Consider the following 25,223-nt stretch of genomic DNA (forward strand, 5'->3'; position numbering starts at 1 on the left):
TATAAATATTATGAGCATACCTAAAGCGTATCAAATAAACGAGATTTTAAACCAAGATACTTATTTAGTTAGTGGTGAATTGAAATCATGGGCTGGAGAAACCTCGCAGGTTTTTTCAACAATTTCTTCTACTAAAGAATATAAACCGACATTATTAGGAAGCATACCAACTTTAGGCAAAAAAGAAGCTTTAGAAGCCCTAGATGCAGCATGTTTAGCATATAATAAAGGGCAAGGTTTATGGCCAACTATGAAGGTTGTAGATCGAATTGCATGCATGGAAAAATTTGTTACTCAAATGAAAACCAAGCGTGAAGAAATTGTAAAACTATTAATGTGGGAAATTGGGAAAAACTTACCTGATTCTGAAAAAGAATTTGATAGAACAGTTGAGTATATCTACGATACTATTGAGGATTATAAACAAATGGATCGCGATAGTGCTAAATTTGAAAAAAATGCGGGTGTAAATGCACATATTCGTCGTGGACCTTTAGGTGTTGTTTTATGTTTAGGACCTTATAATTATCCTTTAAATGAAACATTTGCGCTTTTAATTCCTGCTTTAATAATGGGGAATACAGCAGTTTTTAAACCTGCAAAGCATGGTGTTTTATTAATCTCTCCATTGTTAGAAGCATTTCAAACAAGTTTTCCAAAAGGTGTTGTGAATATTATCTATGGAAGAGGTAGAACAGTAGCTGCACCAATTATGCAGTCTGGTAAAGTAGATGTGTTAGCATTAATTGGAAATAGTAAATCTGCAAATGCATTACAAAGTCAACACCCTAAGAGCAACAGATTGCGTTTGGTTTTAGGTTTAGAGGCTAAAAATCCTGGGATAGTTTTAAAAGATGCCGATTTAGATTTAGCAATAAATGAATGTATTGCAGGAACAACTTCCTTTAATGGACAACGATGTACTGCATTAAAAGTACTTTATGTACATGAAGATATCGTTAATGAGTTTAATAAGCGCTTTTCAGAAAAAGTAGACGCACTTAAGTTTGCAAACCCTTGGGAAGATGGAGCAAAATTAACTCCATTGCCAGAACCGGACAAACCAGCATATATTCAAGAGTTATTAGATGATGCTACTGCTAAAGGAGCAAAGATTATTAATGAAAAAGGAGGAGAAACTACAGCGAATTATATTTTTCCTGCTGTGTTATATCCGGTAAATAAAGAGATGCGTGTTTTTCAAGAAGAACAATTTGGTCCTGTAATACCAGTTGTCCCTTTTAATGATATTGAAGAGCCTTTAGATGATATGGCTGCTTCAAATTATGGACAACAAGTAAGTCTCTTTGGTCAAGATGTAAAAACGTTAGCTCCTTTAATAGATACTTTAGTAAACTTAGTTTGTCGTGTAAATTTAAACAGCTCTTGTCAAAGAGGACCAGATGTCTATCCGTTTACAGGTCGAAAAGATTCTGCTGTAGCTACACTAAGTGTACATGATGCTTTACGTTCTTTTTCAATTAGAACTTTTGTTGCTTCAAAAGACAATGCATATAATAATGCTATTTTGAAAGAATTGTTAGACTCTAAGGCTTCAAACTTTGTGAGTACAGATTATATTTTGTAATTTTTTTGAGATAAAAAGCATAATAATAAGGTTTATTTAATTAGGAGGCTTAAAAATTACTAATCTCATAATTTTATAAACTAAATACAGGTTTTGTTAGTTTGTATTAATTTAATTTATAATTTTACAGTATGTTATTTCAAGAAAATAAAAATCAGATCGAAAGACCCATGAGTTTGCCAATGAGCAGACGACGTCGCTAATGCTCAAACTTCAAGCTAATTAGTTAATACGTTTTTTATTTTTTTACAATGAACAATTCACAAATATTTTACACTTTACATACATTTATTAGAAATAATAATAACATTTTAGTGCGTCCTTTTTTACGTCGTCGCCCTTAGGGTGTACTTCTATTTATAGAACTAAGGTGAGTCCAGTTCTGCTTTCAAGAAAACAAAATCATTACATTTTAATTTAATAAATCAATTACAATGGAAATTGTCATTGCTAACAAATCACATAGTATATACGCAGATGTTATTTGCGAAACTATTGCCCAAGCTGCTCAGGTTAGAGGAACAGGTATTGCTAAACGAAAACCAGAATACATCATTACCAAAATGGAAAATGGAAATGCGGTCATTGCTTTAGAAGATAATAAGTTCGCAGGTTTTTGTTATATCGAACAATGGGGGCATGGTAAGTTTGTTGCTAATTCTGGTTTAATTGTTCATCCTGATTTTAGGAATTTAGGATTAGCAAAAAAAATAAAAAAAATAATTTTTGAACATTCTAGAACTAAGTTTCCAGATGCTAAAGTGTTTAGTATTACTACAGGTTTAGCTGTTATGAAAATGAATAGCGATTTGGGTTACAAGCCAGTTACGTTTTCAGAATTAACCGATGATCAATCTTTTTGGAACGGCTGTCAAACCTGCAAAAATTTTGATGTCTTAACAAGAACCGAACAGAAAATGTGCTTATGTACAGGTATGTTGTATGATCCTTCTAAAAAAGAAGCAATAAAACCTGAGGCAAATAATCATGATAAAAAAGTATGGACCAGATTGAAAAACATTAAGCAATCCATGTTCCTAAAAAAAGAAAAGAAAGATGAGTAAAAAATTAGTCATAGCATATAGTGGTGGATTAGATACATCCTATTGCGCAGTAAGTTTAAGTAAAGCTGGATACGATGTACATGCAGTTAGTGTAAATACTGGAGGTTTTTCTACCGAAGAAATAAAAACCATTGAGGATAATGCCTATAAAATGGGGGTGTCTACCTATAAAAACATAGACGCAATTTCCTCGTATTATGATAAAGTGATTAAGTATTTAATTTTTGGTAATGTATTGAAAAATAATACATATCCTTTATCTGTTAGTGCAGAACGTATTATTCAAGCTATAGAAATTGTAGAATATGCTAAAAGTATTGATGCAGAGTATATTGCTCATGGAAGTACAGGAGCAGGAAACGACCAAGTGCGTTTTGATATGATTTTTCAAACATTAGCGCCACATATTCAGATTGTTACACCAATTAGAGACGGAAGCTTGACTAGGCAGCAAGAGATTGATTACTTAAAAGAAAACGGAATCGATATGTCTTGGGGAAAAGCAAAATACTCTGTAAATAAAGGGCTTTGGGGAACAAGTGTTGGTGGAGCAGAAACATTAACGTCAGAAAAACCATTACCAGACGCTGCATATCCTTCACAATTAAAACATGCAGAAGATGAAAAAGTAACCTTAACTTTTTTAAAAGGAGAATTGGTCGCAGTAAACGGAATACAGAACAATCCAGAAGTTAATATTGAAGTATTAAATAATCTTGCCTCGGCGTATGCAATAGGTAGAGATATTCACGTTGGAGATACTATTGTTGGAATAAAAGGACGTGTTGGTTTTGAAGCTGCTGCAGCTTTAATAACCATAAAAGCACACCATTTATTAGAAAAACACACCTTAACGAAATGGCAATTACAACATAAAGATTATATGTCTAATTTCTACGGAATGCATCTGCACGAAGGACAATATTTAGATCCTGTAATGCGAGACATGGAAGCCTTTTTACAAAGCAGTCAGATTAATGTTACAGGAGATGTTTTTGTAACACTGAAGCCATATCATTTTAGTTTAGATGGTATTTCCTCTAAGCACGATTTAATGCATGCTAAATTTGGAAGTTATGGAGAAGAAAATAAAGGATGGACAGCAGATGAAGCTAAAGGGTTTATTAAAATAGTGGGTAATCAGAATAAAATCTATCAGCAAGTAAATCACTAAATAAGCCTTGCAAGGTTTTAAAACCCTTGTTGGTCTGAAAAGAAAATTTTATATGAAAAATATAAGCGTAGGAATTATTGGAGGTGCAGGTTACACAGCAGGTGAATTAATTAGATTGCTATTGCAGCATCCTAAAGCAAACATAAATTTTATTTACAGTACATCTAATGCCGGAAATAAATTATATAAAGTACATCAAGATTTAATTGGTAGTACTAATTTAGAGTTCACCAATAAAATCAATGCTGAAATTGATGTGTTATTCTTGTGTTTAGGTCACGGAAATTCAAAAGCCTTTTTAGAAAAAAACACCTTTTCAGAGAATACTAAAATCATTGATTTAAGTAATGACTTTAGATTGCTTGCAGATAAGGATTTTGAAGGGAAAGATTTTATTTATGGTTTGCCAGAATTAAATAAGAGAGCAATTACAAAAGCAAAATATATTGCTAATCCTGGATGTTTTGCAACTGCCATTCAGCTAGCATTATTGCCTTTAGCAAAAGCAGAAGTGTTGCAAAATGATGTGCATATTAATGCGGTAACAGGTGCAACAGGAGCAGGGACATCTTTGTCTGCGACAACGCATTTTACTTGGCGAGATAATAATTTTTCTCATTATAAAGCTTTTACTCACCAACATTTAGGAGAGATTAACCAGTCGGTAAAATTGTTGCAAAACAGTTTTAATGCAGAAATTAATTTTATGCCAAATCGTGGCGATTTTTCTAGAGGAATTTTTGCGACACTTTATACCAAGTTTAATGGAAGCATAGAAGAAGCAAAACAGTTATATGCTGCGTTTTATAAAGATGCAGCATATACAGTGATTTCAGAAGATGAGATTCATTTAAAGCAAGTAGTGAATACAAATAAATGCATTCTTCACTTGCATAAACATGAAGATAAATTATTAGTGACAAGTATTATTGATAATTTACTAAAAGGAGCTTCGGGACAAGCTGTTCAAAATATGAATTTAATGTATGGTTTTGAAGAAACAGAAGGTTTGCAATTGAAAGCAACCTACTTTTAGTAGTTCTGCTGCAGCGTTAGCGATTACTCATCCATTATTATTTTGGAAGAAATCGTGATTGCTTCGCAGTTGAAGTGGCATCCTTTTTTATTTGTCACTTCGAGCACAGTCGAGAAGTCGTCAAATAAAAAGATATAACGGAAAGCGCGACCCTTGTGGTAATGCCAAAAAAAATAAAGCAATATGAACCAAGCATTTTTAATGCGAACACATTTGACTTTTAAATAACAATAAAATCGAACAAATGAAAATAGCAATCATAGGGACAGGAAATTTAGGGAAATCTATAGCAAAAGGATTGATAACTAATAATGCAATTACCAGTTTATACTTAACCAAACGGGATTTAGAAGGAATTCAGGAGTTTGACGGTTATAAAAATGTGTATTTAACGACAAATAATACCGAAGCTGTAAAGCAATCGGACATCATTATTTTTGCTGTGCAACCTGCGCATTTTGAAGGGATTTTAAAAGATGTGAAACCATTTTTAACAGAAAAGCATGTGCTAATTTCTACCATTACTGGGTTTCTAATTCCTAAGATTGAAGAAGTAGTTGGTGCAGATAAATTTATTATTCGTGCCATGCCAAATACAGCAATTGCGGTTGGTAAATCGATGACCTGTTTGTGTAGTAACGAGCAAGGTGCAAAACGCATTAAAATTGCTGAAGCTATTTTTAACCGATTGGGGCATTCGTTAAGTATTCCAGAAGGTCAGATGCAAGCAGCAACAGTGGTTTGTGCAAGTGGAATTGCTTTTTGGATGCGATTAATTCGTGCTACTACGCAAGCCGCAATTCAGTTAGGCTTTGATGCGAAAGAAGCACAAGAATTAGCAATGTATACTAGTGAAGGAGCTGCTAATTTATTGATTACAAATGGGAATCATCCTGAAGAAGAAATCGACAGGGTTACCACGCCAAAAGGTTGTACGATTGAAGGTTTAAACGAAATGGAACACAAAGGTTTGAGTTCCTCTTTAATTCAAGGTATGGTGGCGTCGTTCAACAAAATTAACAATATTAAAAAAGAGCAAATATAATTGCAATGGAGTATACTCCATTAGATAAATAAAAAAAGCATGAGTTTATTTAACGTATATCCATTGTTCGATATCACGCCTGTAAAAGCGAAAGATGTCTTTGTTTTTGATAAAAACAATACTAAATATTTAGATTTTTATGGAGGTCACGCAGTGATTTCTATTGGTCATTCTCACCCAAAATATGTAGCTGCAATTTCGGAACAGGTATCTAAATTAGGATTTTATAGTAACTCCATTCAGAATCCGTTACAAGTAACATTAGCAAATAAATTAGAAGTACTTTCTGGTTGTAAAGATTATCAGTTGTTTTTGTGTAATTCTGGAGCGGAAGCAAACGAGAATGCTTTAAAATTAGCTTCCTTTCATAACGAAAAGAAAAAAGTAGTTGCCTTTAAAAATGGTTTTCATGGTCGAACTTCTGCAGCAGTTGCTGCAACAGATAATGCTAAAATAATTGCGCCAATTAATGCACAACAAGAAGTTGAGATTTTAGCCTTAGGAGATTTAGAAGCTTTGGAAAAAGCGCTGGCTAAAAATGATGTTTGTGCAGTAATTATAGAGTGTATTCAAGGTGTTGGTGGATTAGATGAAAGTACAGCAGCATTTTACGAAGGTGTAAATGCACTATGTAAAAAATACAACACTTGCTTTATTGCAGATGAGGTGCAATCTGGTTTTGGAAGAACTGGCGATTTTTTTGCCTTTCAAAAATATAAGGTGACACCAGATATTATTTCTGTTGCTAAAGGTATGGGAAATGGATTTCCAATTGGTGGCATTTTAATCCATCCAAATATAAAAGCGACCTTTGGTTTATTAGGAACCACTTTTGGAGGAAACCATCTAGCATGTGTTGCTTCTTCAGTAGTTTTAGAAGTGATTGAAGAGGAAAACTTAATGCAAAATGTAAAAGAAATTTCAGCTTACTTTGTCGAAAAAACAAAAGAAATTTCAGAAATAAAAAAGATAAAAGGTCGAGGTTTAATGTTAGGATTGGAATTCGATTTTCCAATAGCAGAGCTTCGCAAAAAGCTAATTTTTAATCAAAAAATATTTACAGGAAGTGCCAAGAATCCTAATTTATTACGAATTCTTCCTCCTTTAACCATTAAAAAAACACATGTGGATTTGTTTTTTGAAGCTTTAAAAAAAGAATTAGATTAATTAAAAATTCCCATTTTTATGGGGAATGAATATGAAAAAATACACCAACATAACGGATGTTTCAAATCTTCAAGAAATCATAAAGGAAGCCATTTTACTAAAAATGAATCCATACGAGTTTCAAGATTTAGGAAAGAATAAAACCCTTGTGATGCTTTTTTTTAATGCTAGTTTAAGAACGAGACTAAGTACAGAAAAAGCAGCGAAAAACTTAGGGATGAATGTCATGATTCTTAACGTAAATGACGCTTGGAATTTAGAGTTTGAAGATGGTACAATTATGAATGCAAATACTTCAGAACACATAAAGGAAGCTGCACAAGTAATATCACAATATGCAGATGTGATTGCAGTAAGGGCTTTTCCAAGTTTAACAGATAAAAAATTAGATGAATCTGAAAGGATTATGAGTAGTTTTATCAAATACGCAAGTGTTCCTATTGTAAATATGGAAAGCGCAACTGCGCATCCTTTACAAGCATTAGCAGATGCAATTACTATAAGTGAATTAGCAGAAAAAGCGAAACCTAAAGTGGTTTTGTCTTGGGCTCCGCATCCTAAAGCATTGCCACAGGCTGTTGCAAATTCGTTTGTAGAAATGATGCAAAATATGGATGTCGACTTAAGTATTACGCATCCCGAAGGCTATGAGCTAAATGAAGCAATTACCAAAAATACTAGCATACACTACAATCAAGAAGAGGCTTTAAAAGATGCCGATTTTGTGTATGTAAAAAACTGGAGTAATTATAAAGACTACGGAAAAGTATTAAATCAAGATGAAAATTGGATGATGACCAAAGCCAAGTTAGGCAAGGCAAAATTTATGCATTGCTTACCTGTTAGACGAAATTTGGTTGTAGAAGATGCTGTCTTAGATGGTGAAAATTCGGTGGTGATTCAGCAAGCAAATAACAGAACGTTTTCAGCGCAAATTGTCTTGAAGCAAATATTAGAAAATCTTTAAAATGAAAACACTAAAAATCATAAAAATTGGCGGAAATATTATCGATAACGATGATGCTTTACAAGAATTTTTAAATGCATTTGCAAGGATCACTGGGCCAAAAATATTAGTTCATGGTGGCGGAAAATTAGCAACTAGACTAGCACAAAAAATGAAAGTTGAGGTTAATATGATTGATGGAAGACGTGTTACAGATGCTGGTACTTTAGATATTATTACAATGGTGTATGCTGGAAAGATAAACAAGAATGTAGTAGCGCAGTTACAAGCAAATAATTGTAACGCGATTGGTTTTTCTGGTGCAGATGGAAATACGATTGTTTCTAATAAACGACTAGTGAAAAATATTGATTATGGTTTTGTTGGAGATGTAAAAGAGGTGAATACAGAAACCTTGGTGTTACTTTTAAATAATGCTATTACTCCTGTGTTTTGTGCTATAACGCACGATGAAAACGGACAATTATTAAATACAAATGCAGATACGATTGCTTCCGAATTAGCTATTGGTTTGTCTACAGTATTTAAGACAGAATTATATTATTGTTTCGAAAAAAATGGTGTTTTAGAACATGTAGAAGACGATGATTCTGTAATAGAAAACATCAACACTGCTACTTATAAAACATTGGTGGAAAATAAAGTGATTTTTGAAGGTATGCTTCCTAAATTAAACAACTGTTTTCATGCTATACATCATCACGTTCAAAAAGTTTGTATTGGCAAATCAGACATGCTTTTTAATGCAAAGAATAAACATACAACCATTACAAAATGATAGAAAATCTAACAACAAGAGCAATACAGCTGTTAAAAACACTTATTGAAACGCAGTCGTTTTCTTCGGAAGAAGATCAAACTGCACAACATATCGAGCAATGGTTTAAAAATCAAAATATTCCTTTTAAACGAACAAAAAATAACGTTTGGGCAACCAATAAACATTTTCAAGATGGCAAGCCAACCTTATTATTAAATTCGCATCACGATACGGTGAAACCTAATAATGGTTATACTAAAGACCCATTTAAAGCTATTGTAGAAGATGGTAAACTGTATGGTTTAGGTAGTAATGATGCAGGTGGTTGTTTGGTAAGTTTATTAGCCACTTTTGCATATTTTTATAACAGAGAAAATCTGCGTTTTAATTTGGTTATTGTCGCTTCCGCGGAAGAAGAAAGCAGTGGTCCAGATGGTTTAAATAGTATGTTAGATGTAATTCCAAAAGTAGATGTTGCTATTGTTGGAGAACCAACTTTGATGCATTTGGCTGTTGCCGAAAAAGGCTTAGTTGTTTTTGATGCAATAGTAAAAGGAACGCCAAGTCATGCAGCACATCCTAATGATGACAACGCTATTTATAATACCATTTCGGTTTTAGAATGGTTTAAAAATTATAAGTTCGATAAAACTTCTGAAGCTTTAGGCGAAGTAAAAATGACAGTCACACAAATTAATGCAGGTAAACAACACAATGCAGTGCCTGCAGATGTTAAATTGGTAGTAGATGTGCGTGTAAACGATAAATATTCTAACCAAGATATTGTTGCTGTTTTGCAAAAAGAAGCGCCTTGTGATAGTATTCTTCCAAGAAGTATAAAATTAAATTCGTCTTCTATTCCAATCGATCACCCTCTAGTAATTGCAGGAATAGAAATTGGTAGAAGTACCTATGGTTCTCCAACCTTATCCGATCAAGCAGTGTTGCGTTGTCCATCTTTAAAACTAGGACCAGGAGATAGTACGAGATCACATTCTGCAAATGAGTTTATTCATATTAATGAAATTGAAGATGGGATTAAAATTTATATTGAATTATTAGAAAAAGTATTATAAAAAATAAGAAGAATCAAGAACCAAGACAAATACTCAGACGTAAGAGTAAACTGTTTTTTTTCTAACAGCGAAGCGGTCTTGGATCTTGATTCTAAATTTTAAGAATTAAAATTTATTAAAATGAAACTCTGGGATAAAGGAATTAGTATCGATAAAAAAATAGAACAATTTACCGTTGGAAACGATAGAGAAATTGACCTGTATATTGCAAAGTACGATGTGCAAGCTTCGTTAGCTCATGCGATTATGTTAGAGTCGATTGGTATTATTTCTACGGAAGAATTAGAACAACTAAAATGTGGATTACAAGCTATTGCTGAAACTATTGAAAACGGAACATTCGTTATTGAGGATTCTTTTGAAGATGTGCATTCTAAAATTGAATATGAGTTGACTAAAACTTTAGGTAAAGTCGGAAAAAAAATCCACACAGCACGTTCTAGAAACGATCAGGTTTTAGTTGCATTACAATTGTATTATAAGGAGAGTTTAAAAGAAATAAACACTAAAACAAAAACGTTTTTTGAAACACTTTTAAATTTAGCAGAAACACATAAAGAAGCGCTGCTTCCTGGTTATACACATTTACAAGTTGCAATGCCCTCCTCATTTGGTTTGTGGTTTTCTGCTTATGCAGAAGTGCTAATTGACGATGTATATTTGCTAAATGCAGCATTAAAAACGGTAGACCAAAACCCATTAGGTTCTGCAGCTGGTTACGGAAGTTCTTTTCCTATAGATAGGCAATTAACAACTAAAGAGTTAAATTTCTCGACTTTAAAATACAATGTTGTTGCCGCACAAATGAGCAGAGGGAAAAGCGAGCGTACTATTGCTTTGGCTTTAGGAAGTGTGTGTAATACTTTAGCGCGTTTTGCAATGGATATTTGCGTGTATAATAGTCAGAATTTTGGCTTTATTGCATTTCCAGATGAATTAACTACAGGAAGTAGTATCATGCCGCATAAAAAGAATCCGGATGTGTTTGAATTGATTAGAGGAAAAGCAAATAAAATACAAGCATTACATACCGAAATGGTTTTAATTACTAATAATTTGCCAAGCGGTTATCATAGAGATTTTCAGCTGTTAAAAGAAAATATAATTGCTGCAATAGAAGATGTAAAAGACTTATTAGATATTTTTAATTACGCAATTCAACAAGTTATTGTGAAAAATATCGATTTAAATGATGCAAAATATCAATACCTTTTTACAGTAGATAATATTAATACTTTAGTAGTGGAAGGTATGCCGTTTAGAGAAGCATATCAAAAAATTGGAGGAGAAGTGGAGAGTGGAACTTACAAACCCGACATGTCTAAAAAACATTCCCATGTTGGTAGTATTGGTAATTTGTGTTTGGATTGGATTAAGCAAAAATTTCCGGAGTAAAGTATGTATTTATAGTAAAAAAAAAGCACCTTTTTTAAGGTGCTTTTTTTATGTTTATCTTATATTCTCAGGGTTTTAAGCTCTAGGTAAATCACTGTCGTCCTTTAAAGGTAAACAAGATTCTCCCATTAAATAAGTGTCTACATAATGTGCTGCTTGTCTTCCTTCGGAGATTGCCCAGACAATTAGCGACTGTCCACGACGCATATCTCCAGCGGCAAAAATACCAGGGATATTGGTTTTGTAATCTTTTGTAGATGCTTCAATATTGGTTCTAAAATCCATGTTCAAACCAAACTGATCTGCTAATGTTTTTTCAGCTCCTGTAAAACCAAGTGCTAATAATGCTAAGTCGCATTTCCATTCTTTTTCAGTATTAGGTAGTTCTTTAAGTTGTGGTCTTTCGCCAGGAGTAAAAATCCATTCTACTTCCACCGTTTTTAAACCAGTTAAGTTACCTTTTTTATCTCCTAAAAATTCTTTTGTAGAAATGCTAAAAAAACGTTCTACACCTTCTTGGTGTGAAGATGTTGTTTTTAGCTTCATTGGCCAATAAGGCCAAGGTTGATGCGCAGGTCTACCTTCGGTTGGTTTGCTTAATATTTCAAAATTAGTAACCGAAGTTGCTCCATGACGATTAGAAGTTCCTATACAATCGCTACCTGTATCTCCTCCACCAATAACAATAACATTTTTAGCTTCGGCAGAAATCACATCTTTAAATGCTACTAAACCATCTACATATTGGTTGTTTAGCTTTAAAAAATCCATTGCTTGTGTTACCCCTTTTAGATCGGCTCCAGGAATAGGGATGTTTCTTCTAACTGTTGCTCCACCACATAAAACTACAGCGTCAAAGTCATCTTTTATTTTGTTTGCATCTATGTTTTCTCCAACGTGTGCATTGGTTTTAAACGTAATTCCTTCTTCTTCTAAAACCTTAACACGTCTGTCGATAACGTTTTTTTCCATCTTAAAATCTGGAATTCCGTAACGTAATAATCCGCCAACTTTTTCATCTCTTTCAAAAACAGTAACGGTATGTCCAGCTCGATTTAATTGTTGTGCAGCAGCTAATCCTGCAGGTCCAGAACCAATAATGGCAACGGTTTTTTCGGTTCTAATTTTTGGAGGTTGTGCAGTGATCCAGCCTTCGTTAAAAGCGGTTTCAACTATGTTTTTTTCAATATTTTCTATGGTTACAGGATCTTCGTTAATGCCTAAAACACATGCTTCTTCACAAGGAGCAGGACATAGTCTACCGGTAAATTCAGGGAAGTTATTTGTTTTGTGTAATATTTCGGCAGCCTCTTTCCATTTTCCTTTGTATACTTTGTCATTAAAATCTGGAATTAAATTTCCAAGCGGACAGCCACTATGGCAAAACGGTATTCCGCAATCCATGCAACGTGCACCTTGATCTTTTAATTTTTCTTCTTTTAAAGGAATTGTAAATTCTTTGTAGTTTTCAATTCGTTTTTTTGGTGCTATATAACTTTCGTTTTGGCGCTCAAATTCTAAAAATCCTGTTGTCTTTCCCATAATTTACGCTAATTCTAATTGTTCTTGTTCTAATCTTAATAATGCTTGTCTGTATTCTTCTGGTAATACTTTTTTAAACTTTGGAAGGTAGTTGTTCCAGTCTTTTAAAATACGATCTGCCAATGGGCTTCCTGTAGCTTCTAAATGATTTTCAATTAATTGTTTTAGTTGAAGTGCATCTTCTTCGCTATGTATAGGATCGACATTTAAATCTTCAGCATTACAGTTTTGTTTAAAGGTTCCATCTTCATCTAAAACAAATGCAATCCCGCCGCTCATTCCTGCTCCAAAATTTCTTCCTACAGCTCCTAAAATAACAGCAACTCCACCAGTCATATATTCACAACCATGATCTCCAATGCCTTCCACAACTGCTTTTGCACCAGAATTTCTAACACAAAAACGCTCTCCAGCTTTTCCGTTTATGTATACTTCTCCCGAGGTTGCACCATATAATGTTACGTTTCCTGTAATGATATTGTCTTCAGGAACAATGGTGCATTTTTCGGGGACTTTAATAATAATTTTAGCTCCAGATAAACCTTTACCTAAGTAATCGTTTGTGTTTCCATGAACCGTAAATTTTAATCCTTTGGTAGCAAATGCGCCAAAACTTTGTCCGGCCGAACCATGAAAGTCTATATCTATAGTGTCTTCTGGTAGACCATCTGCACCATAAATTTTTGAAATTTCATTACTAACAATAGCACCAACTGCTCGGTCAATATTAGTGATAGGTAATTCAAATTGTGTTTTTTGCCTTCTAAATAAAGCTTGGTGTGCTTGTTTAATGATCTTAAAATCTAAGTGTACATTTAAATTGTGGTCTTGGCAATAGGTGTTATATAGTTTTACATCTTCAGCAACTTCTACTTTGTGAAGAATAGGAGTTAAGTCTATTCCTGAAGATTTATAATGATCAATAGCTTTATTTCTATTTAATTTTTGAGATTGACCTACCATTTCATTAATAGTTCTAAACCCTAGTTTTGCCATGATTTCACGTAATTCTTGCGCTACAAAATACATGTAGTTAACTACGTGTTCTGGCTTTCCTTTAAACTTTTTACGTAATTCTGGATTTTGAGTTGCAATACCAACTGGGCAGGTGTTTAAATGGCAAACACGCATCATGATGCAGCCAGAGGCTACTAAAGGTGCTGTTGCAAAGCCAAATTCTTCTGCTCCTAATAAACAAGCTATAGCAACATCTCTACCTGTTTTTAATTGTCCGTCACATTCTAAAACAATACGATTTCTAAGGTCGTTCATTACTAGTGTTTGTTGTGCTTCGGCAATACCAAGTTCCCATGGTAAGCCACAGTGTCGTAAGGATGTTAAAGGGGAAGCTCCTGTTCCTCCATCAAAACCAGATACTAAAATAACATCTGCTTTTGCTTTGGCAACACCTGCTGCAACGGTTCCTACACCAACTTCTGAAACTAGTTTTACATTAATTCTAGCCGATCTGTTTGCAGATTTTACATCGTAAATTAATTGAGATAAATCTTCAATAGAATAAATATCGTGATGCGGTGGTGGAGAGATTAGTCCAACATAAGGAGTAGAATTTCTAGTTTTAGCAATTTCTCTATTTACCTTAGGTCCTGGTAATTGACCGCCTTCTCCAGGTTTAGCACCTTGCGCTATTTTTATTTGAATTTCGTTTGCACTTGTTAAGTAATTTGATGTTACACCAAAACGGCCAGAAGCTACTTGTTTTATGGCAGAGTTTTTCCAATCTCCTTGTGAGGTTTTATAGAATCGTTCTTGATCTTCTCCACCTTCGCCAGAATTAGATTTCCCTCCAATTCTATTCATGGCAACAGCTAAATTTTCATGAGCTTCTTTACTAATGGAGCCATAAGACATGGCGCCAGTTTTAAAACGTTTTACAATCTCTGTCCAAGGTTCTACTTCTTCTAGAGGAATTGGGTCGAATTGATCGAATTCAAACAAGCCTCTAATAGTCATTAAGCTTTTGGATTGATTGTTTACCAATTCGGAGTATTCTTTAAAAGTAGATGCTTTATTCGTTCTAACCGATTCTTGAAGTTTAGCAACAGTTAGCGGATTGAACATGTGTTTTTCTTGTCCGCGTCTCCATCTATAATCTCCCCCTACTTCAATATCTGGTTCTGTGTTTTTATGAAATGCTTTTTTATGACGTTTTACAATTTCTTGCTCAATTTCTCTTAATCCTATACCTTGAATTCTGGTTGTTGTGTTAGGGAAGTATTTTTCAACAGTTTTTGTGTTTATTCCAATACATTCAAATAATTGAGAACCTCTGTACGAGTTAAGTGTTGAAATACCAATTTTATTCATCACCTTTAATATGCCTTTTCCGACTGCTTTGTTATAATTTTTTATTGCAGTTAAATATTCTAAATCGGTAACATCTTGGTTGTTGATTTGTTTTTGTACAATCTCATTTACAATATAAGGATTTACTGCGCTTGCTCCATAACCAAATAGTAATGCAAAGTGATGCACTTCACGCGGTTCTGCCGATTCAATAATTAAACTTATTTTTGAACGTTTTTCTAATTTATGAAGTGCATGATTTAAATATGAACATGCTAAAAGAGCAGGAATTGGTGCGTGATTTTCGTCTACAAATCTATCAGATAAAATAATAATATTTGCACCATTATCTATTGCTTTAGATGCCTTGGTAACTAGGTTTTCAAGTGCTACTTCTAATTCGTTTAATCCACGATTTACTTCATATAACATAGAAATAGATTCTACTTTAAAATCTGGATTTGTATCGTAATCTCTTATCTTATCTAAATCGTGTTTTGAAATAACCGGGTTTTGAATTTTTAGTTTTTTGCAGTGTTCTGCATTGATGTCAAAAAGATTTACATCACTACCTAAAGTTAAGCTAATATCTGTGATTAATTCTTCTCGAATTCCGTCTAAAGGCGGATTAGTAACTTGTGCAAATAGCTGTTTAAAGTAGTTGTATATTAGTTGTGGTTTTTCAGATAAAATTGCGATAGGTGAGTCACTTCCCATAGATCCAATAGGTTCTTTCCCTAATTGCGCCATGGGTCTTATAATGGTGTTTATATCTTCTTGTGTATAGCCAAAAACAACTTCACGTTTTTTAAGAGCTATTTCGTCGTACTTAATAGGTCCTTTTTTTGCCTTAATATCTCTAAGGTGGATTAGATTTTCGTTAAGCCATTTTCTATAAGGATATTTGTTTGCAATTTCTTCTTTTATCTCTTCGTCATTAACTATCCTACCTTCATTCATGTTTACTAAAAACATTTTTCCGGGTTCTAAACGACCATGATACTCTACGTTTTCAGGTTTAATATCTACGACACCTGTTTCAGAAGACATGATAACATTTCCTAGTTTAGTAACGGTATAACGAGAAGGACGAAGCCCGTTTCGATCTAGTACTGCTCCAATAAAATTACCATCTGTAAAAGGAATAGAAGCAGGTCCATCCCAAGGTTCCATTAAGCAAGAATTATACTCGTAAAATGCCTTTTTAGCATCCGACATATTTGGGTTTTTCTCCCATGCTTCTGGTACTAACATCATCATAGCTTCTGGAAGCGATCGACCTGTCATTAATAATAATTCGACAACCATATCTAAGGTAGCAGAATCCGATTTTCCTTTTAAAATGGTTGGGATTATTTTTTTTATATCATCACCAAATAAAGGGCTTTCCATAATTTCTTCTCGAGAAAACATGCGTGATATGTTACCTCTTACGGTGTTTATTTCCCCATTATGACATATATATCTAAAAGGTTGTGCTAAATCCCAAGTAGGGAAGGTGTTTGTAGAAAAACGTTGATGTACTAATGCTAATCGTGTATCTAAAGCCGAATTAAAAAGATCTAAATAATACTCATTAATATGTTCTGGCATTAATAATCCTTTAAAGATTATTATTTTGGTAGATAAACTTGGTAGATAAAAGAATTTAGATTCTGATAATTTAGAATCATATATTGTGTGTTCTGCAATTTTACGGGCAGCATATAATTTTAGGTTGAATTCTCTTTCTGTTTGGTTTTCATCTGCCTTTCCAATAAAAATTTGTTTTACAAAAGGCTCTGTTGTTTTAGCAACTTTTCCTAAAACTTCACTATTAACAGGTACATCTCTCCAGCCAATTAATTTTAGGCCTTGATTTTGTATTTCTTTTTCAAAAACATCGATACAAAATTGACGTTGATTATCCTTTTTTGGAAGGAATACATTACTAACGGCATATTGACCAGTTTCAGGTAAGTCGAAATCACAAAATATTTTAAAAAATTTATGCGGAATATCAATTAATATCCCAGCGCCATCCCCAGTTACTCCGTCAGAACTTACAGCTCCGCGATGCTCTAGTTTTACTAGGATTTCAAGTGCTTTATGTATAATGTCATTTGATCGTTTTCCTGTTAAACTACATATAAATCCTGCACCACAATTATCGTGTTCAAATTCTGGTAAATAAAGTCCTTGTTTCTTAAGCATAATTAGTAAAATTTAAAGGCTTTTTTCGCCTTATTTCTTCTCTAAGATATGTGCTATAATTTGATTAAAAAAAAAGTATAAAGACTTTTCTCATATTGGTAGTTAAGTTGGATGTAAATGAAAATTCAATAATGAATACGATTGAATATTAATAAATAAGCAATGAATAATATTTAATAAAAAATCATTTTTTATACGAAATCGTTTTCGAAAAGACTGAAAAGTTATTTATAGTTTATTAAAATTAAAAAAAAATTGATAATAATGCTTTTTCTAAATGTGGATTTCGTAAATAAATAGATAATAAATTATTTTACCCTATGAAAAATAGGGGTTAAAATAAAATTATCATAAAAATGATGATTTACACCCTTAATTTTTAGGGGTTAAAAACTTTTTAATATAGATTTGACTTTCTATTAACCACTAAAATATTTACTTATGAAAAAAATTTTACTATCTGCTATGTTATTAGCAACAGGCTATCTTTCTGCACAAGAAACTACAGAGCCAGAACCAAAAGAAACAAAGTTCTCTTTTGAAGGAAGTGTTGATGCATATTATCAAACAAACTTAACTTCAAGTGATAAAGCAATCTTTGGAGATGATGGAGATGCTTTTCAAACTTTTGGTACTTCATTTGCAGACGAAACAGGTTTTGCTTTAGGTATGGCGAATATTATTGCTAAATACGAAGGAGCGAAAACTGGGGTAGTTGCAGATTTAGTTTTTGGGCCAAGAGGAGATGCTGCTATTGGTGGGTATAATTTAAATCAATTATATGCATATTGGAATGTAACAGAAAGTACAACATTAACTTTAGGACGTTTTAATACGTATTTAGGTTATGAAGTAATTTCTCCTACAGGTAATTTTAATTATAGTACTTCTTATTTGTTTTCTAGTGGGCCATTTTCTCATGTAGGTTTAAAAGCAGATTTTGCTTTATCTGATGATTTTAGTTTGATGCTTGCTGTTATGAATCCTACAGATGTAAATAATAATCTTATTGGAGGTTATGCATTTGGAGCTCAACTTGGTTATTCAGGTCAATACTTGAATTTTTACTACGACGATAAAGAAGTTTTAGGTTTTGAAGTAGATTATACAGGTGGATTTGATATTTCAGATTCTTTCTATTTAGGTCTTAATGCTGCTTATGCAGATAATGAAGGAGAAGGTTTTATGGGAGCTGCTATTTATCCACAATTTGCTGCCTCAGATAGTTTTTCTATTGGTTTAAGAGGTGAGTACTTTGATTGGCTAAGTGATTCTGATTCTTTTGTAGACGATTCTGATGTATTAGCTATTACTTTAACAGGAAGTTATACATACGAGAATTTAACAATAATACCAGAATTAAGATTAGATAATAATTCGCAAGAGGTTTATGCAGATAGTGATTTAGAAGGGACTAAAAGTTTGTCTACTTTTTTAATCGCTGCGGTTTATAAATTCAATTAAAAAAAAGTACTAACTAACTACAAACAATAATTATGGAGAGTTTTTTAACAATAATACCAAATTTAGTCGCAACACAAGAAGTTGCGGCTGCTACAACAAAAGATATAGAAGATGCGGTTAACGCAATTAATGGCGATTTCGGAATGTTATGGATGCTTATTTCGGGTATTCTAGTATTCTTTATGCAGGCAGGTTTCACATTAGTAGAAACGGGAATGACGCGTTCAAAAAATGCAGCAAATATAGCAATGAAAAACTTGCTTGATATTTGTGTTGGATCCCTAACGTACTGGTTGGTAGGTTATTCTTTAATGTATGGAGACACTTCTAACGGATGGTTTTTCTGGGGAGGTTTAATGCAAGGTGAAGGAGCCGATCTATTCTTTCAAACCATGTTTGCTGCAACAGCTGCGACAATTGTATCAGGAGCTATAGCGGGACGAACTAAATATTCAACTTATGCTATATTTTCTGTTGTAATGACAGCTTTAATTTATCCAATAGCAGGTGGATGGCAATGGCAAGGTTCTGGTTGGTTAACCGAATTAGGATTTATTGATTTTGCAGGTTCTTCTATTGTACACTCTGTAGGGGGTTGGGCTGCTCTTGTAGCTGCTTTTATGGTAGGTCCTAGAATAGGAAAATATGTAGATGGAAAAGTAATTGCAATTCCAGGTCACAACCAAGTATTAGCAACTTTAGGTGTGTTTGTACTTTGGTTAGGTTGGTTTGGATTTAATGGAGGTTCTCAATTAGCTTGGGGAGGTGCAGATGCAATAGCTGCTTCTAATGTAGTATTAATAACAAATTTAGCTGCAGCAGCTGGTGGTCTAGGAGCATTAGTTACTACATGGATTTGGTATGGTAAGCCTAACTTGCCGCAAACATTAAATGGTGCATTAGCAGGTTTAGTTAGTATTACTGCTGGTTGTGGTAATATGTCTGCAGTTGGAGCTATTTTTGCTGGATTAATTGGAGGTATTATTGTAGTGTTTTCAATCGAGTTTATTGAAAAGAAACTTAAAATAGATGATGCTATTGGAGCAGCTTCTGTTCATGGTGTTGCTGGTGCTTGGGGGACTTTAGTAATAGGTCTTTGGGGTATAGATGGTGATACAGGAATTGGTTTGTTTAATGGCGGTGGATTTAGCCAACTAGGTGCTCAGGCAACTGGAGTATTGGCTTACGCAGTTTGGTCTGTAGTATTATCGTTTATTATATTAAAGATATTGAAATCTACAATGGGACTTCGTGTAACTGAAGAAGAAGAAACGGTAGGTTTAGATTTATCTGAACATGGAGAAATTGCTTATCCAGGAAAAAGAGATAGAGGTTAAAAACAGTCTTTTAAGTAATAGCTCTAAATAATAAAGTTTAGAGCTATTACTTAATTTTGAAATAAAAAAATAAATGAAAAAAGTAGAAGCGGTTATTAGAAAATCTAAATTTTTAGATGTTAAAAAAGCTTTACATGAAGTAGGAGTTAACTTTTTTTCATTTTGGGAAGTAACTGGGTTTGGAAAAGAAAATGATGACGAGGACTTGTCTAAGGTTATTTCTAATAGTACTACTGAAATCGAAAGATATTACATGTCTATTGTCGTTAATGATGATTTTGAAGAAGTAACAATAAAGGCAATATTAGATGCTGCACCTACTGGTGAAGTTGGTGATGGCGTAATTTTTGTTTCTCCTGTCAATGAAGTTTATAGAATTAGAACTGGAGAAAAAGGACCAAATACCTTACGTTAAGAATAGGTGATTTGGCTGGAATTTAAAAGAATAGAATTTTAAAATATTAAGAAATAGAAGAACTTGATGCTAGAAAAACCTACTTATGTTATATAGGTTCTATAGTATTAATTATTTAGTTTAATTGTTTGTTAGTAAAAACCTCGAAATGTAATGTTTCGAGGTTTTTTAATAATAAGACTAACAATAAAATATTTAGGTTAGGCAGAGTTACGGCTTGCATTTATATTTCCAAATAAGGAACGCGTTACTATTTTTTCAAAGATTTTAATTTGTGCTTCATCCCTAACTTCTGCTTTTTCAAGTTCTTGAATCTTTTTTAAAGCAAATTGTTGTATAGTTAATAAAGGTAAAACAATAGATTCTCTAACTGCAATAGATGCTTTTCCGGCAGGTTCTTCTTGCATCAATTCTTTATATCCAGTTAGTTTAAGTATAAGACGTTTTGTGGTTTCGTATTCGTTATGAATTACATTCCAGAAATCTCCATATTCTGGATCTTCAGACATGTATTTCGTTAAGTCGAAAAAGGATTTAGATAAGGACATCATACTGTTTTCTATTAATGTTTTAAAGAAATCAGATGTTTTAAATAAATGCTGTGCTTTGTCAAATTCACCAGCATCTTCATATTTCTTTAGGGCTGTTCCTACACCGAAAAAACCTGGCACATTTTGTTTTAATTGACTCCATGAACCAACAAAAGGGATTGCTCTTAAATCTTCAAAAACTAAGCCGTCTGATTTTCCTCTTTTCGATGGACGACTTCCAATATTTGTTTTCGCATAATATTTTAAAGTACTCATATGTTCTAAATAAGAAATGAACTTTGGATGTGCTTTAAAAGCAACATATGCTTCATAGCTTAAATTTGCAATATCATTCATTACTTCTCTGTTTTCTGGAAGCATGCTTAGGTCTGTTTCGCTAAAACTATTATGAATTCCAGAGGTAATAAGTTGTTCTAAATTATATTGCGAAGATTCAGATGTACCAAAATTGGAACTAATTGTTTGTCCTTGTATAGTTAATTGTACTTCTTTGTCTTCAATCGTTGGGCCTAATGACGCATAAAAATTATGTGTTTTTCCTCCTCCACGGGCAGGTGGGCCACCACGACCATCGAAGAAAATAGCAGTTATATCATATTTTCTAGAAATAGCGGTTAGGTTCTCTTTGGCTTTATAAATTGCCCAGTTTGCCATTAAATAACCACCATCTTTTGTGCCGTCACTAAAACCAAGCATGATGGTTTGTTTGTTACCTCTTGCTTTTAAGTGCGCTACATATTCTGGGTTTGTATATAAAGCTTCCATAACTGCAGGAGCATTTTCTAAATCTGTAATGGTTTCAAAAAGTGGTCCAATATCTACAGTTAATTCTTCTTGAAAGGCGACCAGTTTTAGCATCGCAAAAAGTTGCATCACGTTTAAAGTGGTCTGGTTGTTACTTATTATATATCTATTTGCAGCTTTTTCTCCATTAGAGTCTTGAATAGTTTTAATAGCCTTCATGGTATTTAAGGCTTTTAAGGTTTCTTCATCTTTTATTAAGGAAGGATCTACAGTTCCTTTTACTTTTGATAAGATTTTTACTTGTTCCGATTCTGATAGGTCATGATAGTTTTTCGGGAAAATATTGCTTCCATTATCTATTAAAGCATTTACCATATCATTAAAAAATTGGTCATGCTTTCTACTGTCTTGACGAATGTCTAGATTCGCAAAATGAAATCCGAAAAGATGAATTTTATTTATCAAACTATTCACTTCAGATGCATAAAGTGATTGGTGTTTGTCAATAACAATTTGTTTAATTTCTTTTAATTCAGAAGTAAAACTATCTGCAGTTAAACTAGAGTTTTTATTCGTTATTATTTTATAGAGTTCTTTTTCTAGAGCGTTAATTTTATCTTCAACACCTTGAAAAGTTAGTTTTCTTTTTAATTTTCTTATGTCTCTATAGTAATTTTTAATTACAGTGTCTTGTAGTCTTTTGGCAACATTTAATGTGATTTCTGGAGTAACAAATGGGTTTCCGTCTCTATCTCCTCCTGGCCAAAAACCAATATTTATAATGTCGTTATCTATTTGTTTTCCGTCAAAAATATTTTGTTGAATATAATCGTAAATGCTTCCAAAGGATTTATAAAATACATTTTCTAAATACCAAATTAGACTTACTGCCTCATCATAAGGTGTAGGTTTTTTATGTTTGAAGAAAGGTGTTTTTCCTAATTGCGCTAATAAATCATTTATGCGAAGCAAATCATTTTCTTTAACAGCTTCGGTTAAATCTGTAATAATTCCTAAAACAGAACCAGGATAAAATTGTGTTGGATGTGCTGTTAAAACAATTCTAACTTTAAATTCTTCCAGGTATTTTTGAAGTGTTTCTAACTTGTCTTCTGCAGAAGCGGTTTCTTTTAAACTTCTTAAAGTACCAATTCCATCCATGTTATTAACTATAGGGAATGCGGCATCTTCAATAGCATCAAATAAAACGACTTGGCGTTCGATATATTGAATAAAACGAAATAATAAATCGATCTGACTTTCTTTAGATCGTCTAGCTTGATACTTTTTAAAAAAAGTGTTAACTATAGTTGTTGGGTCTTCTCCATTTTCAAAACCATTCTTACAAGTTTCATGAAACAATGGTAATAAAACTCCTGTTTTTGTAATAGAATCAAAAGGTAATGTCATGAAAATACTATTGTATATCTGGTATTTAGATAGTACATTTTGATTAAATCGGGTGAGTTTTGGTTGTGTAGACATAAAGTTATATGATAGTAGATTGACCTAGGTGAATGTTAGAAAAATTAAGGTTAGAGTCTTTTGGATTAGAAATGTAATCTGCAATAAAATCGCCGACTTTAGATGTAGTTACATTCGTGTACTCTGTATTTAAATCTGGTGTTGTTATATTAAGTAGTAAAGATTTTTCTACTCCTTTTCTAATTAGTGTTGCTTCTTCTGTTAAATCAAAATGATCTAACAACATTGCGGCAGATAAAATCGAGGCAATAGGATTTGCAATTCCTTTGCCTGTTGCTTGTGGATACGAACCATGAATAGGTTCAAACATAGCATGTTTGTCTCCAACAGACGCCGAAGCCAATAAGCCAATAGAACCGCCTATTACACTAGCTTCGTCACTAATAATATCTCCAAACATGTTTTCTGTTAAAATAACATCAAATTGTTTTGGATTTAAAATCATTTGCATGGCTGCATTATCTACAAATAAGAAATCTAAAGTTACTTGCGGATAGTCTTTTGCAATTTCGCTAACTACTTTTCTCCAAAGCCTAGAGCTTTCTAAAACATTCGCTTTATCTACTAAAGTTACTTTGTTTCTTCTCGATCCAGCAGCTTTAAAAGCTAAATGTGCAATACGTTCAATTTCTATTTTTGTATATAAGCACAAATCCGAAGCTGTATTTCCATCCTCGCTTAAATGTTTTTCGCCAAAGTAAATACCACCAGTTAATTCTCTGTAAATACTAATATCTGTACCTTCAATAATCTCTTTTTTTAAAGGCGATTTTTCAATTAAAGTATCATAAGCTTTTACGGGTCTAATGTTAGCGAATAGACCTAATGATTTTCGTAAACGCAGTAAACCTTGTTCTGGACGCACTTTAGCATCCGGATTGTTATCGTATTTTGGATCTCCAATGGCACCAAATAAAATAGCATCATTCGCTTCGCAAACATCTAAAGTTTCTTCAGGTAAAGGGTTTCCAGTTTCGTCAATTGCAATAGCTCCAACTGGAGCGTGTGTAAAAGAAAACGAATGATCAAACTCTAGAGCAATTGCTTGCAAAGCCTTAATTGCTTGTTTTGTAACTTCTGGGCCAATGCCATCTCCGGGTAAAACAGCTATATTTAATTTCATAATATTTTTTGCGAAAGCAGGCATGTTTTCCTACTATCTTTTTAATTTATATTTTTATTTCCGTACAATTAGAAATCTTATTTTAATTTTTGGGCGTTACCTAAAGGTCGCGCTTTCCGTTATATCTTTTTACACTTTCTATCTTTAAAATCGTATCTATCAAATAGATGTAAAAAGGATGTCACTGCAATCGCTAACGCAATTATCAGCTAGTTGCATTTTCATACGCTTCAATTTCTGATTTTTTGCTAAGTAAATAGTCAATATCATCATAACCATTAATCATACACGTTTTTTTGTATGCGTCAATTTCAAAAGATTCCGATAGTGTCTCATTAACCGAAATAGTTTGCTTTTCTAAATTTACAATTATTTCTGTTTCTGGATTGTTTTCTAATATACTTAATAATTCTTTTAAAAATGTTTCAGAAACTTGAACAGGTAATAAACCATTATTTAAAGCATTTCCTTTAAATATGTCGGCAAAAAAACTAGAAACAACTACTTTAAATCCATATCCAGTTAAAGCCCAAGCTGCATGTTCTCTACTAGATCCACAACCAAAATTATCTCCAGCAACAAGTATAGTCCCAGAGTAATTAGCATTATTAAGTGCAAAATCGGTATTTACAGATCCATCTTTATGGTATCTCCAATCTCTAAAAACGTTATCACCAAATCCTTTTTTGTCTGTAGCTTTTAAAAAACGAGCAGGAATAATTTGATCGGTATCTACATTCTCAATTTGTAATGGAATTGCTCTAGATTGTAATGTTGTAAATTTTTCCAT

Annotated in this window: 18 protein-coding genes; 13 read left to right on the forward strand and 5 right to left on the reverse strand. The window is 33.1% G+C overall.

Going from position 1 to position 25,223, the window contains the following annotated elements; translation table 11 throughout:
• Positions 1-10 precede the first annotated feature (10 nt).
• The 10 genes from ACVC3Y_RS09175 to argH all read left to right on the forward strand — a co-directional run bounded on the left by ACVC3Y_RS09175 (position 11) and on the right by argH (position 11,272).
• Positions 11-1,588, forward strand: a complete 1,578-nt coding sequence (locus ACVC3Y_RS09175; protein ID WP_452226698.1) for an NADP-dependent glyceraldehyde-3-phosphate dehydrogenase — start codon at positions 11-13, stop codon at positions 1,586-1,588.
• 434 nt (positions 1,589-2,022) lie between these two features.
• On the forward strand, positions 2,023-2,652 hold the full coding sequence (locus ACVC3Y_RS09180) for a GNAT family N-acetyltransferase (RefSeq protein ID WP_452226699.1): 630 nt from the start codon (positions 2,023-2,025) through the stop codon (positions 2,650-2,652).
• The gene (locus ACVC3Y_RS09185; protein ID WP_452226700.1) at positions 2,645-3,826 is read left to right on the forward strand and encodes an argininosuccinate synthase; all 1,182 of its coding nucleotides are present in this window, start codon (positions 2,645-2,647) and stop codon (positions 3,824-3,826) included. The genes ACVC3Y_RS09180 and ACVC3Y_RS09185 overlap by 8 nt, the downstream gene beginning before the upstream one ends.
• 52 nt (positions 3,827-3,878) lie before the next feature.
• Positions 3,879-4,862, forward strand: coding sequence for an N-acetyl-gamma-glutamyl-phosphate reductase (argC, locus tag ACVC3Y_RS09190; RefSeq protein WP_303422236.1), 984 nt, complete (start codon positions 3,879-3,881; stop codon positions 4,860-4,862).
• Between the two features lie 244 nt (positions 4,863-5,106).
• Entirely contained in the window at positions 5,107-5,907 is an 801-nt protein-coding gene (gene proC / locus ACVC3Y_RS09195) for a pyrroline-5-carboxylate reductase (RefSeq protein WP_303422234.1), read from the forward strand.
• A gap of 39 nt (positions 5,908-5,946) precedes the next feature.
• A complete protein-coding gene (locus ACVC3Y_RS09200) occupies positions 5,947-7,074 on the forward strand; it encodes an aspartate aminotransferase family protein (RefSeq protein ID WP_452226701.1) in 1,128 nt (375 codons plus the stop codon).
• 31 nt (positions 7,075-7,105) lie between these two features.
• Positions 7,106-8,041 carry an acetylornithine carbamoyltransferase gene (locus tag ACVC3Y_RS09205; protein WP_452226702.1) on the forward strand — a complete coding sequence of 312 codons (936 nt, stop codon included), beginning with the start codon at positions 7,106-7,108 and terminating at the stop codon, positions 8,039-8,041.
• A 1-nt stretch (position 8,042) separates the two neighbouring features.
• A complete protein-coding gene (gene argB / locus ACVC3Y_RS09210) occupies positions 8,043-8,819 on the forward strand; it encodes an acetylglutamate kinase (protein WP_452226703.1) in 777 nt (258 codons plus the stop codon).
• Complete coding sequence (locus tag ACVC3Y_RS09215; protein ID WP_303422225.1) at positions 8,816-9,877, forward strand: M20 family metallo-hydrolase; 1,062 nt, start codon at positions 8,816-8,818, stop codon at positions 9,875-9,877. The genes argB and ACVC3Y_RS09215 overlap by 4 nt, the downstream gene beginning before the upstream one ends.
• Positions 9,878-9,997: 120 nt before the next feature.
• Positions 9,998-11,272, forward strand: coding sequence for an argininosuccinate lyase (argH, locus tag ACVC3Y_RS09220; protein WP_452226704.1), 1,275 nt, complete (start codon positions 9,998-10,000; stop codon positions 11,270-11,272).
• A 75-nt stretch (positions 11,273-11,347) separates the two neighbouring features.
• On the opposite strand, the gene ACVC3Y_RS09225 is transcribed toward argH, so the two are convergent.
• Both ACVC3Y_RS09225 and gltB read right to left on the reverse strand, forming a co-directional pair.
• Positions 11,348-12,814 (reverse strand): glutamate synthase subunit beta, encoded by a 1,467-nt coding sequence (locus tag ACVC3Y_RS09225; RefSeq protein WP_452226705.1) that lies wholly within the window; start codon positions 12,812-12,814, stop codon positions 11,348-11,350.
• 3 nt (positions 12,815-12,817) lie between these two features.
• On the reverse strand, positions 12,818-17,314 hold the full coding sequence (gltB, locus tag ACVC3Y_RS09230; protein WP_452226706.1) for a glutamate synthase large subunit: 4,497 nt from the start codon (positions 17,312-17,314) through the stop codon (positions 12,818-12,820).
• A 441-nt stretch (positions 17,315-17,755) separates the two neighbouring features.
• Here gltB and ACVC3Y_RS09235 point away from each other — a divergent pair, with 441 nt between their 5' ends.
• From ACVC3Y_RS09235 to ACVC3Y_RS09245, 3 genes are all read left to right on the forward strand, one after another.
• Entirely contained in the window at positions 17,756-18,778 is a 1,023-nt protein-coding gene (locus tag ACVC3Y_RS09235; protein ID WP_452226707.1) for an outer membrane beta-barrel protein, read from the forward strand.
• Between the two features lie 32 nt (positions 18,779-18,810).
• Entirely contained in the window at positions 18,811-20,115 is a 1,305-nt protein-coding gene (locus tag ACVC3Y_RS09240; RefSeq protein WP_303422209.1) for an ammonium transporter, read from the forward strand.
• Between the two features lie 73 nt (positions 20,116-20,188).
• Positions 20,189-20,530 carry a P-II family nitrogen regulator gene (locus tag ACVC3Y_RS09245; protein ID WP_452226708.1) on the forward strand — a complete coding sequence of 114 codons (342 nt, stop codon included), beginning with the start codon at positions 20,189-20,191 and terminating at the stop codon, positions 20,528-20,530.
• 200 nt (positions 20,531-20,730) lie between these two features.
• Here ACVC3Y_RS09245 and ACVC3Y_RS09250 read toward each other — a convergent pair whose 3' ends face one another.
• The 3 genes from ACVC3Y_RS09250 to leuD all read right to left on the reverse strand — a co-directional run bounded on the left by ACVC3Y_RS09250 (position 20,731) and on the right by leuD (position 25,223).
• Positions 20,731-23,310 carry a phosphoenolpyruvate carboxylase gene (locus tag ACVC3Y_RS09250; protein ID WP_452226709.1) on the reverse strand — a complete coding sequence of 860 codons (2,580 nt, stop codon included), beginning with the start codon at positions 23,308-23,310 and terminating at the stop codon, positions 20,731-20,733.
• Between the two features lie 4 nt (positions 23,311-23,314).
• Positions 23,315-24,433, reverse strand: coding sequence for a 3-isopropylmalate dehydrogenase (gene leuB / locus ACVC3Y_RS09255; RefSeq protein WP_303422201.1), 1,119 nt, complete (start codon positions 24,431-24,433; stop codon positions 23,315-23,317).
• A 205-nt stretch (positions 24,434-24,638) separates the two neighbouring features.
• Positions 24,639-25,223 (reverse strand): 3-isopropylmalate dehydratase small subunit, encoded by a 585-nt coding sequence (gene leuD / locus ACVC3Y_RS09260; RefSeq protein WP_303422198.1) that lies wholly within the window; start codon positions 25,221-25,223, stop codon positions 24,639-24,641.

The sequence above is a fragment of the Lacinutrix cladophorae genome (genome assembly GCF_053604645.1).

Excerpts from the sequence above, each read along its gene's own strand:
- ACVC3Y_RS09175 (WP_452226698.1), top strand. The coding sequence starts at position 11 with ATGAGCATACCTAAAGCGTATCAAATAAACGAGATTTTAAACCAAGAT.
- ACVC3Y_RS09180 (WP_452226699.1), top strand. The coding sequence starts at position 2,023 with ATGGAAATTGTCATTGCTAACAAATCACATAGTATATACGCAGATGTT.
- ACVC3Y_RS09185 (WP_452226700.1), top strand. The coding sequence starts at position 2,645 with ATGAGTAAAAAATTAGTCATAGCATATAGTGGTGGATTAGATACATCC.
- argC (WP_303422236.1), top strand. The coding sequence starts at position 3,879 with ATGAAAAATATAAGCGTAGGAATTATTGGAGGTGCAGGTTACACAGCA.
- proC (WP_303422234.1), top strand. The coding sequence starts at position 5,107 with ATGAAAATAGCAATCATAGGGACAGGAAATTTAGGGAAATCTATAGCA.
- ACVC3Y_RS09200 (WP_452226701.1), top strand. The coding sequence starts at position 5,947 with ATGAGTTTATTTAACGTATATCCATTGTTCGATATCACGCCTGTAAAA.
- ACVC3Y_RS09205 (WP_452226702.1), top strand. The coding sequence starts at position 7,106 with ATGAAAAAATACACCAACATAACGGATGTTTCAAATCTTCAAGAAATC.
- argB (WP_452226703.1), top strand. The coding sequence starts at position 8,043 with ATGAAAACACTAAAAATCATAAAAATTGGCGGAAATATTATCGATAAC.
- ACVC3Y_RS09215 (WP_303422225.1), top strand. The coding sequence starts at position 8,816 with ATGATAGAAAATCTAACAACAAGAGCAATACAGCTGTTAAAAACACTT.
- argH (WP_452226704.1), top strand. The coding sequence starts at position 9,998 with ATGAAACTCTGGGATAAAGGAATTAGTATCGATAAAAAAATAGAACAA.
- ACVC3Y_RS09225 (WP_452226705.1), bottom strand. The coding sequence starts at position 12,814 with ATGGGAAAGACAACAGGATTTTTAGAATTTGAGCGCCAAAACGAAAGT.
- gltB (WP_452226706.1), bottom strand. The coding sequence starts at position 17,314 with ATGCTTAAGAAACAAGGACTTTATTTACCAGAATTTGAACACGATAAT.
- ACVC3Y_RS09235 (WP_452226707.1), top strand. The coding sequence starts at position 17,756 with ATGAAAAAAATTTTACTATCTGCTATGTTATTAGCAACAGGCTATCTT.
- ACVC3Y_RS09240 (WP_303422209.1), top strand. The coding sequence starts at position 18,811 with ATGGAGAGTTTTTTAACAATAATACCAAATTTAGTCGCAACACAAGAA.
- ACVC3Y_RS09245 (WP_452226708.1), top strand. The coding sequence starts at position 20,189 with ATGAAAAAAGTAGAAGCGGTTATTAGAAAATCTAAATTTTTAGATGTT.
- ACVC3Y_RS09250 (WP_452226709.1), bottom strand. The coding sequence starts at position 23,310 with ATGTCTACACAACCAAAACTCACCCGATTTAATCAAAATGTACTATCT.
- leuB (WP_303422201.1), bottom strand. The coding sequence starts at position 24,433 with ATGAAATTAAATATAGCTGTTTTACCCGGAGATGGCATTGGCCCAGAA.
- leuD (WP_303422198.1), bottom strand. The coding sequence starts at position 25,223 with ATGGAAAAATTTACAACATTACAATCTAGAGCAATTCCATTACAAATT.